Raw genomic sequence first — 13,955 nt, 5'->3', positions numbered from 1 at the left:
TTTTTTCTAGGTATTTTCTCAGTTTTTTTATTGCTTTTGGGTTTTGTGGAGCAATGGTATGGAGGGTGATGGCTGGTAATCAAGCTGATAAACTTCCTGATTATGAAGTTCTTTCGTTATATGAGCCTCCTGTAATGAGCCGTGTTCATGCTGCTGACGGTAGTATCATGGCGGAGTTTGCCGCGAAAAATCGTCTTTATTTAGCAATTCAGTCGATGCCGAATCTTCTTAAAGAGGCCTTTATTTCAGCCGAAGACAAAAACTTTTATCACCATTTCGGTTTGGATCCAGAGGGGCTTTCTAGAGCCTTAGTTAATAATATCCGCAATATTGCTTCTGGTCGGCGCCTGGAAGGAGCGTCGACCATTACTCAACAGGTCGCCAAGAATTTTCTTTTGACTTCAGATGCAACATTTCAGCGTAAATTAAAAGAAGCCATTCTCGCTATGCGTATCGAGAGAACTTACTCGAAGGACCATATCCTTGAACTTTACCTTAACGAAATTTATCTTGGTCGCGGCGCTTACGGTGTCGCGGCAGCTGCATTGACTTACTTTGATAAACCAGTCAATGAGCTCACTTTAGAAGAGTGCGCTTATTTGGCCGCTCTTCCTAAAGGTCCAGCGAATTATGATCCATTCAAATATACACAACGCGCTATCGACCGGCGCAATTGGGTTATAGATCGAATGGTTGCAAATGGGTATGTGACGCCAGAACAGGGCAAACAAGCTAAAATAAAACCTTTAGGAGCCACAATGCGTGGGAGCGGAGATTATGTTTTTTCTGCTGATTATTTTACTGAAGAAGTGCGCCGTCGTTTAATAAGCCGCTACGGAGTTAAGGCACTTTACGAAGGTGGGCTATCAGTCCGTACAACGTTAAATCCGCGTTTGCAGCGTATTGCGCGGCGCGCTTTACGAAATGGTTTAATCAAATTTGATCATTCGCTGGGGTGGCGTGGAGCTTACAAGCATATCGATGAAAAAAGCGATTGGGGTGTAGAACTTGCAGATATCGTCGGGCTAAGTGATGTTCCTGAATGGCGCTTAGCAGTTATTCTATCTATTAGCGACAGTGAGATAAAGATTGGCTTGCAGCCACAGCGTGAAGTTTCAGGTTTTGTATCAAAAAAGCGAGAAATTGCTGTACTATCCGGGGCCGAATCAAGATGGGCGCTGCACATCGTTAACAAAAATGGTAGTCGGAAAACTGTTGATAATTTGTCTCAGATTTTGCGCGTCGGGGATGTTATTTTTGTCGAAAAGATTCCGAATAAGGGCGATGTTTATCGTTTGCAACAGATACCAGAGGTCGAAGGTGCAATTGTCGCTATGGAACCTCAGACAGGGCGCGTTCTTGCGATGATCGGTGGTTTTTCCTTTGCTGTGTCCGAATTTAATCGCGCAACGCAGGCTTATCGCCAACCTGGTTCTTCTTTTAAGCCTTTTGTCTATGCGGCAGCTCTTGATATTGGGTATACACCAGCATCTGTAATTTTGGATGGTCCAATTGAAGTTCGCCAACGCAACGGTCAAGTATGGCAACCTAAAAATTATGCTGGTACATTCGCAGGGCCTTCGACATTACGTTATGGTATTGAGCATTCTCGTAATCTTATGACTGTACGACTCGCCAATGATATGGGAATGCCGCTCGTAGCTGAATATGCTGAACGTTTTGGTATCACAGATAAAATGCAGCCTTATCTTCCTATGGCTCTAGGTGCAGGAGAAACAACACTTTTACGGATGGTGACAGCTTATTCAGTTATTGCGAATGGAGGACGCTCTATCAAACCTTCGCTTATAGATCGGGTCCAAGATCGTTACGGGAAGACTGTTTATCAACATGATGATCGCATATGTGAAAATTGTAATGTTCAATCGTGGGATAATCAAAGCGAGCCAACCTTGATTGATGAACGTGATCAAGTTCTTGATCCCATGACGGCTTATCAAATTACTTCAATGATGGAGGGGGTCGTTCAACGTGGTACGGCCGCGCGTTTGCGTTATCTTAACCGACATATTGCCGCTAAAACAGGAACAACTAACGATTCTAGAGACGCGTGGTTCATGGGGTTTACACCTGGTCTTGTGGTTGGTGTGTTTGTTGGTTACGATCAACCGGCTACGTTGGGAAAGAATGAAACGGGGAGCTCATTAGCGGCTCCTATTTTTGGTGAATTTATGGAAAATGCCCTAAAGAATAAGCCGGATGTACCATTTAAGATACCAGATGGTATGATTTTAATGCCGATTAATCGCAAGACTGGTATGCTCGCTGAAGCAGGGGATAGTGACGTTATTATAGAAGCATTTAAACCCGGGACGGGGCCTGCCGATATATATCAAGTAATTGGCGGAACTGACTTTTTTCAGGAAGGTGTCCCAGCAGTAACTACTTCTCCGCAGGTCAACAAAGCTCTTGAAAGTGGCACAGGCGGATTATACTAATCGAAAAGTAATTTTTTAAACAAGATAGAAGAATATAAACAATATTTGCTTCTTTACGCGATTTAGCCCGTAATGGAGCAGATTGAAGGAATCGCAACATCTGTCGTTTTGGTTACTGTTAACATTTAAGATGCCAGGTGTTGTAACGAGAAAAAATAACAAAATTTGAAGACTGAGGCGTTTAAATTATGCGAGCAGAAATAGAAACATTAGTAGATGAAATTCAGCAAGCTGTTAAGTTGCTAAGGGGGCATCTTTGACTGGGATCAGTCATTAAAACGCCTTGAATGCCTCAATCAAAGGGTAGAAGACCCATCATTTTGGGATGATGCGCAACAAGCGCAAGAGATGATGCGCGAGCGGCAGAATCTCGAGGATTCAGTTAATAGCATCCGATCGCTTACACAAACGCTCGAAGAATCCGTTGAATTAATCATGATGGGTGAAGAAGAGGGGGACGCAGAAGTTGTTTCTGATGCAGAAAATACGATACGTAGACTTAAAAATGAAGTAGATAAACGGCGTATCGATACACTTCTTTCAGGAGAAGCAGATCAGAACGATGCTTATTTAGAAGTTCACGCTGGAGCAGGCGGTACGGAAAGCCAAGATTGGGCCTCTATGCTTTTACGTATGTATACTCGTTGGGCTGAGCAGCATAAAATGAAAGTCGAAATGTTGGAAATTCATGATGGAGAAGAGGCTGGCCTAAAATCAGCTACTATCCTTGTAAAAGGGTTTAATGTTTATGGTAAGCTGAAAACAGAATCAGGCGTCCATCGCTTAGTACGCATTTCACCGTACGATTCTAATGCAAGGCGCCATACCTCTTTTGCAAGTATTTGGGTCTACCCAGTTGTTGATGACAATATTGAAATAGATCTTTCAGAAGAAGATATCCGCGTTGATACCTATCGCGCATCAGGTGCTGGAGGCCAACACGTTAATACAACGGATTCTGCGGTTCGTATCACTCATATAAAAACAGGTATCGTTGTTCAATGTCAGACGGAGCGTTCTCAGCATAAAAATCGCGCAACGGCTTGGGCTATGTTGCGCGCGCGACTTTATGAAGAAGAGCTAAAAAAAAGGGAAGAAGAAGCCAATGCCATTGAGGCCTCTAAGACAGAAATTGGGTGGGGCCATCAAATTAGATCTTATATTCTTCAGCCTTATCAGCTCGTTAAAGATTTGCGCACAGGCGTTGAAAATACCGACCCACAAGCTGTACTTAATGGCAATTTAGACGCATTTATAGAGGCAGCGCTTGCTCAACGTGTTTATAAAAAAGACAAAGGGACTGGCAATATTGAGTGATAATATGAGTCACGAATTTTAAGTTTCGCTAATATATTCGGTAAGATAAACTCAATTAAAGGTAGCAACGACGTAGCCCTATGAATATATAAGGACGATCAGGTTTACGAATGTTATTATTTAAGCATCCGCGCAGCTTCTAGGACGTTTTCGGCGTGTCCGGGTACGCTAACTTTACGCCATTCTTTTGCTATTTTCCCGGTTGAATCAATTAAGAAAGTAGTACGCTCGACGCCCATATATTTACGTCCGTACATATTTTTTTCAACCCAAACACCATATGCTTCGAGAGTTGTTTTTTCTTCGTCTGATGCAAGAATGATATCAAGATTATGTTTCGCCTTAAATCGGTCGTGTTTGCTAACCTCATCTGGAGACATACCGATAACGATAACTCCGATTTTATTAAATTCTTCTTTCAGTCGTGTAAAATCGATCGCTTCGCTTGTGCAGCCACTCGTATCATCTTTAGGGTAAAAATATAAAACAACCGGCTTTCCTCGAAGATCAGAAAGACGCAACCGGCCTCCACCATCACGAGGTAAATCAAAATCAGGGGCGACATCACCTTGCGTTATCTTTGTCATTATATCATTTCTCTTTATTTATATAATTGCTAGATTGGCATCATATATAGTAAACAAAACTATTCAACTGTATGATGTGCTGTTTTAGAAGTTTTTTTTATTTATCATACGTGCTTTTGTTTATATAAACACGGATTAAGGGAACTAGATTAACATAAAAAGCGCAGAATTTTGCGTTTAGCAAATGCGGTAAAGCATAAAGTAAAACAAAAAAATTTTATCTGGATTATAGCGGTTTGATTAGAATATGTTTTTTCTTACCAAGAGAAAGCTTAATCACCCCTGTTGTATCAATATCTGTTTCGGTGATAAGGCGTGTTTCATCCTCGACAGTTTTGTCATTTATACGTACGCCGCCGCCGTGGACATATCGGCGCGCTTCACCGTTGGATTTGGAAAGCCCTGCTTGCACCAAAAGAGAAAGCAGTCCGGCGCCCATTTTTAATTTTTCTGTCTTAATTTCAATAGTTGGAAGACTTTCTCCAAGTGCTTTTTCTTCAAAGGTTTTTCGCGCTGTTTCTGCTGCTGTAAGTGCGAGAGAGCGCCCATGTAACATCGCTGTAACTTCTGTGGCCAAAATCTTTTTTGCTTCGTTAATTTCAGCACCTTGTAATGCGGACAGTTTGGCAATCTCGTCCATCGGTAATGTGGTATAAAGTTTTAAAAATTTTGTGACATCGGTGTCTTCTGTGTTGCGCCAATATTGCCAAAATTGGTAAGGTGAAAGCATATCTTTATCGAGCCAAATTGCACCATTTAGTGATTTGCCCATTTTGGCGCCAGAAGAAGTAGTGAGCAGTGGTGATGTTAAAGCGTACAGCTGCGGTGTTTTTAAGCGGTGACCTAATTCAATACCATTGATGATATTACCCCATTGATCAGAACCACCCATTTGCATGCGTAGCCCGTAACGCTTATTAAGCTCAACAAAATCATAAGCTTGTAAGACCATGTAATTGAATTCAAGGAACGATAAAGAATGTTCTCGTTCAAGTCTGAGTTTAACGGAATCAAACGACAACATACGGTTAACCGAGAAATGTTTTCCAATGTCACGCAAAAATTCTAAATAGTTTAAATTACACAGCCATTCAGCGTTATCGACGGCGCAAGCGTCAGTTTTTCCGTCCCCAAATGTTAGATAATTAGCGAATACTCTTTTAATACCGGTGATATTTTGGGCAATATCGCTGTGTGATAAAAGAAGTCTAGCTTCATCTTTAAAAGAAGGATCTCCGATCATACCCGTTCCACCGCCCATTAATGCAATGGGCTTATGGCCAGTTTTTTGCAGCCAATGAAGCATCATAATCTGAAGGAGGCTTCCAGCATGGAGGCTCGAAGCTGTGGGGTCAAATCCGATATAAGCAGTCACAGTTTCTTTTGATAAGAGGTCATCTAAGCCTTTTGCATCTGAAATTTGATGGATGAAACCACGTTCGTTCATAATATGTAAAAATTCAGATTTGAAGGGAAGCATAGATTTTATTTCCTGATAATATTATGTTCGTTTATACAGTTGATTATTAGTACGTCGTCCTTATCATAAATAGCATTTGGCTCACAAGAAATGAAAAATGTTAATAATGAGGATAATGGTTGGTTTTATGAGTCGAATTTCATTAAAGTCTTTTTGTTACGTTGTTTGTGATAAAAATGGTTCCAATATTATCAGTGTCGAATAGGGTTTTTTAGCTTTCAGTGTGACTAAATATCGTTTATGCAGGATATCTAAGGTGAGTTATAGGGTGGAGGGGGCTGTTGCAACTTTGTTTTCAGCTCTTAAAGGGCTTAATAAAGCAGCCTCAATTGGACATTCACGATTTTAAAGTCGTAATATCATTAAACTTAAATTTTTTATTATTATGCGAGAAGAAATTTCGGTTTTTTTCAAGTGAGGACTTTTATACCCACCGATTAATTCACCGTTTTTTATCCTGATGCGGTGGGGTGCGCGCGAATTATAAACAAGGGTACCTTAATCTTGTGGAGAAAAAAGCCCTTTTTAAATCGTATTGTGGCAATTTTTCTCTTTTTTATAAATTTTCAGTGCACTAAGTGAGTGCAGATATTTTACGCGGAAGAATTGCTAATCCGCCCGTGATACGACTGTCTAAATAGCGTGCACATCGTTCAATAAGCTCTTTATTATGTCCGCTAAAAAAGTGATTAGCACCTTCTAATGTTTCTTGCGTAATAGTAATACCCTTTTGCGTCTTCAATTTATCTACAAGGTTTCCGACCTCTTTTGGAGGGGTAACTTTATCAATATCGCCGTGAATTATAAGACCTGAGGAGGGACAAGGCGCAAGAAATGAAAAATCATAAATATTAGGTTGAGGAGCAACAGATATGAAACTTTCGATTTCTGGCCGGCGCATTAGAAGCTGCATACCAATCCAAGCACCGAACGAATATCCAGCTACCCAGCAATTTTTGGAATCGGGATGTTGTGTTTGCACCCAATCAAGAGCGGCTGCTGCATCTGAAAGTTCTCCTGCACCATAGTCAAATTCACCTTGACTCCGGCCAATGCCACGAAAATTAAAACGCAATGTTGTAAAACCACGCTGTTGGAACATGTAAAATAAGTCATAAACAATCTTATTATTCATTGTTCCACCAAATTGAGGGTGAGGATGCAGAATAATTGCAATTGGCGCGTTCTTTTGTTGTGAAGGTTGATAACGTCCTTCGAGACGACCTGCAGGACCGTTAAAAATAATTTCTGGCATTAAATGTTCCTTACAATACTATAAAAGTTCTCATTGACCTTGGTTAACTTTTGCCATAAAAGCTGCTTCATATAGTCATTTTACTTTTCTAATTGTTAGATATTCTGTTTTGGGTGTGTTTTTCAAGAAAATTGCATTATTTTTTTGATTAGTTTACGAGATTGTCGATTAGGATTTAATATGGCTGTAAAACGTCGGTATTTTGATCATAACGCGACAACACCACTCACAAAAATGGCGCGAATAGCGTTAATAGAGTCTTTAGAGACGTTTGGTAACCCGTCGTCTGTTCACGCAGAAGGGCGTGCCGCTAAAGCTTTATTGCAAAAAGCACGCCGCCAAATTGCTAATAGGCTGCACGCAGATCCAGATCATATTGTATTTACATCCGGCGCAAGTGAAGCAGCGGTAACTTTGCTGACACCTTTATACAAAATGGGGGCAGCTGATGTTCAATTTTCTCACCTTTATATTGGAGCTAGTGAGCATCCATCTATTGCAGAAGGGGGGCGTTTTCCTAAAGAATTAATTAGTATTGTCGGTGTTGACCAGGACGGTTTAATCCAGCAGGATAAATTAAAATTTTTATTGACTACTCACGATAAAACAAAAGGCCTACCTCTTGTCGCCATCCAAGCCGCTAATGGCGAAACTGGTGTTATTCAACAGATAAAAGAAATAGCTGCTATTGTTCGGGGCGCAGGAGGTGTCCTAATTGTTGATTTAGTGCAATACATACGCGGGAATTCTATTGAGATTAATCAGTTCGGTGGTGACTTTTTTATACTATCAGCCCATAAAATTGGTGGTCCTAAAGGAGTTGGTGCTTTTGTCGCATGCGGTGGTCTTCTTATGCCTTATCCCCTTATTGTAGCTGGTGGACAACAAAAGGGACTGCGTGGGGGGACAGAAGCTCTACCTCTCGTTGCTTCTTTTGGAGCAGCGATGACTGATCGTTTCACTCGAGAAGAAGTAGAGCAACTGATTTATTTACGCAACAAATTAGAGAAAGGTTTACAGAAAATCAGCAATGATGTTGAAATTTTTGGCAAAAATGCTCAGCGTTTGCCAAATACTACTTATTTTGCTGTTCGAAATATAAAAGCTGAGACAATGCAAATTAGTTTCGATTTAGCCGGATTTTCTGTGTCAGCGGGTTCTGCTTGTTCTTCAGGAAAAGTGAAACACAGCAAAGTGTTGGAAGCAATGGGGTACGATATCCCAAATGGCGCAATTCGTGTTTCAACAGGGCGTTGCACAACTTCCGAAGACATTGATGATTTTTTATCGGTTTTTTCCCAAATTATAGCTAATGGCAAAAAATAGAATTTATTGTTTAAAAAACTAAAACTGTTGTTAAAAAAGAAATAGAATAAGCTTGATTGAAATTGTTCTGTTTTGCATATAGCTTAAGAGGTAGTGACCTTTTTTCTTTAATCTTGTAAAAAAAACGAGACTTCTAACACTGGTTTTTAGTACCAGAAAGAATGGAGAAAGCCAATGCTAGCAGCAGTGCAGGAAACAATACGTCAGGTACGTGAAATAGATGTTGATCAATATAAATATGGTTTTGAGACTGATATTGAAACGGATAAAGCTCCAAAAGGTCTAAACGAAGATATTATCCAGTTCATTTCAGCTAAAAAATCTGAACCTGAATGGATGTTGACGTGGCGTTTGCAAGCTTTTCGCCGTTGGTCTGCGATGGAAGAACCTCATTGGGCGCGAGTTAAATACCCCAAAATTAATTTTCAGGAGCTTTATTATTACGCTGCTCCCAAAAATCACACAGGGCCCAAGTCTTTAAATGAAGTCGATCCTGAGTTACTAGCGACTTATGAAAAACTCGGCATTCCCCTTAAAGAACAAGAAATTTTAGCAGGCGTAAGAAAACAAGGGGATCCTTCCACTCTTGACGATAATGTGTATGCATCAGGGCGGGTGGCTGTCGATGCAGTTTTTGATTCTGTTTCTGTTGTGACAACATTTAAGGAAGAGTTGGCGCGTGCTGGCGTCATTTTTTGTTCTATTTCAGAAGCGATTATCAAATATCCCACCCTCATTAAGGAATATTTGGGGGCGGTTGTGCCAGCTGGCGATAACTATTATGCTGCTTTAAACGCAGCTGTTTTTACGGATGGTTCGTTTGTTTATGTTCCTAAAGGGGTCCGTTGTCCTATGGAGCTTTCGACTTATTTCAGGATAAACGAACGCAACACAGGTCAATTTGAGAGGACGCTGATCATTGCTGATGAATCCTCTTATATTTCTTATCTTGAAGGGTGTACGGCGCCTCAACGTGATGAAAATCAGCTGCATGCTGCGGTTGTCGAACTTATTGCTCTAAAAAATGCAGAAATTAAATATTCTACAGTACAAAATTGGTACCCTGGCGATAAAGAAGGGAAGGGAGGCATCTATAATTTTGTGACTAAGCGCGGGGATTGCCGAGGTGATAATGCTAAAATTTCGTGGACACAGATTGAGACTGGTTCTGCAATTACTTGGAAATATCCATCTTGCTTATTGCGGGGTGACAATTCACGTGGAGAATTTTATTCTATTGCCGTTGCAAATGGTCATCAGCAAATTGATTCCGGCACGAAAATGATCCATTTAGGGAAAAATACTTCGAGTCGTATTATTTCTAAGGGTATTTCTGCTGGTTTTTCAAATAATACTTATCGCGGGCAAGTTTCTGCGCATCGAAAAGCGCAAAATGCGCGTAATTTTACTCAATGTGATAGTTTGTTAATTGGAAACGACTGCGGCGCTCATACGGTACCTTATATTGAAGCCAAAAATGCGACTGTTCAATTTGAACATGAAGCAACAACGTCAAAAATTTCGAACGATCAGCTTTTTTACGTTATGCAGCGGGGAATTTCTGAAGAAGAAGCTATTGCCCTAATTGTTAATGGCTTTGTAAAAGAGGTCATCCAAAAACTTCCAATGGAATTTGCTGTTGAAGCACAAAAGCTCATAAGCATCAGCCTTGAAGGTAGCGTAGGCTAATTGTTCATGGGGCAAAATAGCACGCTGGATAATAACCGCGAGAGTAGGATATATTATGTTAGAGATCAAAAATTTGCACGCCCGTGTCGCTGAAACTAATTCAGAAATTATTCGGGGTCTAAATTTAACTGTGCAGGATGGTGAAGTCGCAGCCATTATGGGGCAAAATGGAGCGGGGAAGTCTACTTTGTCTTATTTGCTCGCTGGTCATGCTGATTACGAAGTGACGGAAGGTGATATTCTGTATAACGGACAGTCTATTTTAGAAATGGATCCAGCGGAACGTGCAGCGTATGGTATTTTTTTGGCATTTCAATATCCTATGGAAATACCCGGTGTCGCAACAATGGAATTTTTGAAAGTTGCTATGAACTCTCAACGTAAGGCCCGTGGTGATGAAGAGCTAAAAATTCCTGAATTTATTAAACGTGTTAAAAAAATTGCTTCTGAGCTTCAAATAGATATGGCTATGCTTAGGCGTCCGTTAAATGTAGGTTTTTCAGGTGGAGAAAAAAAACGAGCTGAGATTCTTCAAATGGCTTTATTTGAGCCTAAGATTTGTGTTTTGGACGAAACTGATTCGGGTTTAGATATCGATGCATTAAAAATCGTCGCAGATGGTGTTAACAAGTTCCGTAATTCAGAGCGTTCATTTTTGGTTATTACTCATTATCAACGTCTACTCGATTATATCATTCCTGATACAGTGCATGTTCTTTATAAAGGCCGCATTATTAAAAGCGGAGATAAATCTTTGGCGCTTTATTTGGAAAAAAATGGGTATGCCGATATTATCGGTGAAGCAGCTTGAGGTCGTTGGATATGAGTATGAGCTCGCAGCGAGGGCTAATAGCCGTTGAAGCAGATATTATAAATAATTTTAATCAACGTATTGATAGCTTACCTGGCAATGAAACAGTACGGGCAATACGGAAAGGGGCTATTGAATTATTCAAAAAAAATAAGCTTCCTTCACGAAAAATCGAAAATTGGCATTACACTAATTTGCGTGCTTTATTAAAATCTGTTAGCGATTTTTCAGAAATAAATAATGGATACTTGGTTCATTCATTATTTCCAGAAAGCGCTGTCTTTTCCATAGAAAACGGTAAAACAGTCCAGCAATCGGAACTGAAAAACGTTGTAGTGGAACGTTTTGCAAATGCATTGACAAAAGATTGTGCAAAGATCGACCCGGTTACTAAAGGTGAAGATTTTATTGGGCAATTAAATACAGCTTTTGTTACAGATGGTTGGCTTCTTCAGATTCCTGAAGATACAAAATTGTCCGCTCCTATCGAGTTACAAAATATTCAAATAGGTGGACAGTCCCATATTTTTTCAGATATCAAAGTTGGCGAAAGAAGCCACGCGATAATTATTGAACGCCAGATCGGCGACACTCAAGATACTTTTGTCAGCTCGATATCTTCTTTACATGCCGAAGCTCATAGCAATATTACGTGGATTCTTATCCGAGACCGAGGAGTTAATTCTACGCAATTTTCTCGATTTCATGCGATTCTTGGCAAAAATGCTAAACTGTCTCTTTATGTTATTAACATAGGGAGCCAGCTTAATCGCCAGGAAATTGATATAAAACTACAAGGAGAAGAAGCAGATTTTCAACTACGGGCAATCAATTTATTATCTGATAAAACGCATAGTGATCTTACAATGTCTGTCCGCCATCTTGAAGAAAAAACAGCTTCAAAAGAAATTGTACGCAACGTTCTCACGAATAAAGCACATGGTATTTTCCAAGGAGTGATACATGTTGCGCAAAAAGCCCAAAAAACAGACGCACGTATGGCCTGTAACAGCCTTATCCTTTCAAATGAAGCAGAATTTGACACAAAACCTGAATTGGAAATTTTTGCTGATGATGTTACATGCGGTCACGGCGCGACAGTTGCTGAAATTAATCATGACCACCTTTTTTATCTGATGGCGCGCGGTATCTCTTTAAAGGCTGCTCGTGGGCTTTTGATTAAAGGATTTATTGCGGAGCTAATTGATGACATTACACAAGATAATATTCGTACTGTTTTGGGCGATGTCATTAGTGAATGGTTAGATAAAAATGTTTAAAAGCAATGTACGAGCATTAGATTATGACGTGGAAGTGGTTCGGCGTGATTTTCCTATTTTGCAAACAAGTATTTATGGTAAGCGGTTAGCTTATCTTGATAGCGGTGCATCCGCTCAAAAGCCACAGTCAGTCCTTGATGCAATGGATAATCTTTATCGATGTCGTTATGCCAACGTGCACAGAGGAATGTATTTTTTATCAAATGCAATAACACAGTCTTATGAAAATTCTCGAGAGACAGTTCGCGCTTTTTTAAATGCTCAAACAGTTGAAGAAGTCGTTTTTACGAAAAGTGCGACGGAAGCTATCAACACTGTCGCTTATGGTTGGGGTATGCCTCAATTAAATGAAGGTGATGAAATTGTTCTTACAATTATGGAACATCATTCAAATATTGTTCCTTGGCATTTTATCCGCGAACAAAAAGGTATTAAGCTCATTTTTGTTCCGGTTGATGAGGATGGTATTCTGCATATCGAAGATTTCGAAAAAGCTTTAAGTGATAAAACGCGGTTTGTGGCTATCACTCATATGTCTAATATATTAGGGACCGTACCGCCTGTTAAAGAGATGATTAAGCTAGCGCATCAGAATTCTGTTCCCGTTCTTATTGATGGTTCTCAAGGAGCTGTACATTTAACAGTTGATGTCCAGGACTTGGATTGTGATTGGTATGTTTTTACTGGCCATAAACTTTATGGTCCAACAGGCATTGGTGTCCTTTATGGTAAAAAAAAATTACTAGAGGAGATGCGTCCTTTTCAAGGAGGAGGGGAGATGATTCAGGAGGTAGGCATTGATAAAGTTGTATATAACGCCCCCCCGCATCGTTTTGAAGCCGGTACTCCTCCTATAGCTGAAGCTATTGGATTAGCTGCTGCTATTGATTATATACAAGGGCGGGGGAGGAATGCTATCCATGCGCATGAAATGGCGCTTTCAGCCTACGCGCATGAGAAGCTTGGGGCGATCGAGTCGTTGCGTATTTACGGTCGTTCACCAAATAAGGGCGCTATTATATCTTTTGATATCGAAGGTATTCATGCTCATGATATTTCTATGTTTATCGATCGACAAGGCGTCGCTGTACGCGCAGGGACGCATTGTGCGCAGCCTTTGTTGCAACATTTCGGTTTAACATCTACTTGTCGTGCATCATTAGCTATGTATAGTAATCACGAAGACGTCGACCAACTAGTGGAAGCATTAGAAAAAGCAAGGACATTTTTTAATGGCTAAATCAAAAGTGCATAATTCCGCTGAGTTTATCGGTACTGTAAACGAGGAAGAGCAGTCTCATATATCGGCAATCCCAGCAGCTGAAATTGACCGCATGACGAATGATATTATTGCGGCTCTTAAAACAGTTTATGATCCGGAAATTCCCGCTGATATTTACGAATTGGGATTAATTTATCGTATTGATATCGAAGATGACCGTTCAGTAAAAATTGAAATGACGCTTACAGCGCCTGGGTGTCCTGTTGCAGGCGAAATGCCGGGATGGGTAGACAATGCGGTAAGTGCAGTCGAAGGCGTATCACACGTCGAAGTGATTATGACTTTTGACCCACCATGGACGACTGATTGTATGTCGGAGGAAGCGCGAGTTTCGATCGGCTGGTATGAGAACTAAATTATAACCCTGTGAGCGTTAAAAAACACTAAGCAGGGGCACGCGCGAGATACATTGTGAATAACACGAACACTGTACATAACGGCACGCGCCCCCTTGGTTTATCGCAAATAC

At 40.5% G+C, this 13,955-nt stretch carries 11 protein-coding genes; 8 read left to right on the top strand and 3 right to left on the bottom strand.

Annotated features, from left to right (window positions below):
* Positions 1–53: 53 nt before the first annotated feature.
* Entirely contained in the window at positions 54–2,459 is a 2,406-nt protein-coding gene (locus BANH1_RS03565; protein WP_338022622.1) for a penicillin-binding protein 1A, read from the top strand.
* A gap of 188 nt (positions 2,460–2,647) precedes the next feature.
* A protein-coding gene (gene prfB / locus BANH1_RS03560) for a peptide chain release factor 2 (protein WP_144050536.1) occupies positions 2,648–3,776 on the top strand; the annotation gives its coding sequence in 2 pieces (ribosomal slippage) (positions 2,648–2,716 and positions 2,718–3,776; 1,128 coding nt in all).
* Between the two features lie 116 nt (positions 3,777–3,892).
* On the opposite strand, the gene BANH1_RS03555 is transcribed toward prfB, so the two are convergent.
* From BANH1_RS03555 to BANH1_RS03545, 3 genes are all read right to left on the bottom strand, one after another.
* Positions 3,893–4,363: a peroxiredoxin gene (locus BANH1_RS03555; RefSeq protein WP_015398053.1), complete on the bottom strand. Its 471-nt coding sequence runs from the start codon at positions 4,361–4,363 to the stop codon at positions 3,893–3,895.
* Between the two features lie 226 nt (positions 4,364–4,589).
* The gene (gene tyrS, locus BANH1_RS03550) at positions 4,590–5,843 is read right to left on the bottom strand and encodes a tyrosine--tRNA ligase (protein WP_015398052.1); all 1,254 of its coding nucleotides are present in this window, start codon (positions 5,841–5,843) and stop codon (positions 4,590–4,592) included.
* A gap of 574 nt (positions 5,844–6,417) precedes the next feature.
* Positions 6,418–7,098, bottom strand: coding sequence for an alpha/beta hydrolase (locus BANH1_RS03545; protein WP_015398051.1), 681 nt, complete (start codon positions 7,096–7,098; stop codon positions 6,418–6,420).
* A gap of 180 nt (positions 7,099–7,278) precedes the next feature.
* Here BANH1_RS03545 and BANH1_RS03540 point away from each other — a divergent pair, with 180 nt between their 5' ends.
* The 6 genes from BANH1_RS03540 to BANH1_RS03515 all read left to right on the top strand — a co-directional run bounded on the left by BANH1_RS03540 (position 7,279) and on the right by BANH1_RS03515 (position 13,841).
* Positions 7,279–8,424 (top strand): cysteine desulfurase family protein, encoded by a 1,146-nt coding sequence (locus BANH1_RS03540; protein ID WP_015398050.1) that lies wholly within the window; start codon positions 7,279–7,281, stop codon positions 8,422–8,424.
* Positions 8,425–8,598: 174 nt separating this feature from the next.
* Positions 8,599–10,113, top strand: coding sequence for a Fe-S cluster assembly protein SufB (sufB, locus tag BANH1_RS03535; protein ID WP_015398049.1), 1,515 nt, complete (start codon positions 8,599–8,601; stop codon positions 10,111–10,113).
* 55 nt (positions 10,114–10,168) lie between these two features.
* Positions 10,169–10,924 carry a Fe-S cluster assembly ATPase SufC gene (sufC, locus tag BANH1_RS03530; RefSeq protein ID WP_015398048.1) on the top strand — a complete coding sequence of 252 codons (756 nt, stop codon included), beginning with the start codon at positions 10,169–10,171 and terminating at the stop codon, positions 10,922–10,924.
* Between the two features lie 11 nt (positions 10,925–10,935).
* Positions 10,936–12,204 carry a Fe-S cluster assembly protein SufD gene (sufD, locus tag BANH1_RS03525; protein ID WP_015398047.1) on the top strand — a complete coding sequence of 423 codons (1,269 nt, stop codon included), beginning with the start codon at positions 10,936–10,938 and terminating at the stop codon, positions 12,202–12,204.
* Positions 12,197–13,444 (top strand): cysteine desulfurase, encoded by a 1,248-nt coding sequence (locus BANH1_RS03520; protein WP_015398046.1) that lies wholly within the window; start codon positions 12,197–12,199, stop codon positions 13,442–13,444. The genes sufD and BANH1_RS03520 overlap by 8 nt, the downstream gene beginning before the upstream one ends.
* The gene (locus tag BANH1_RS03515; protein WP_015398045.1) at positions 13,437–13,841 is read left to right on the top strand and encodes an SUF system Fe-S cluster assembly protein; all 405 of its coding nucleotides are present in this window, start codon (positions 13,437–13,439) and stop codon (positions 13,839–13,841) included. The genes BANH1_RS03520 and BANH1_RS03515 overlap by 8 nt, the downstream gene beginning before the upstream one ends.
* Positions 13,842–13,955 lie beyond the last annotated feature (114 nt).

This window comes from Bartonella australis AUST/NH1 (genome assembly GCF_000341355.1).
GTDB classification, from domain to species: Bacteria; Pseudomonadota; Alphaproteobacteria; order Rhizobiales; family Rhizobiaceae; genus Bartonella; species Bartonella australis.
The sequence above is the reverse complement of the archived record's forward strand: the minus strand, read 5'-3'. Positions and strand labels throughout refer to the sequence as shown.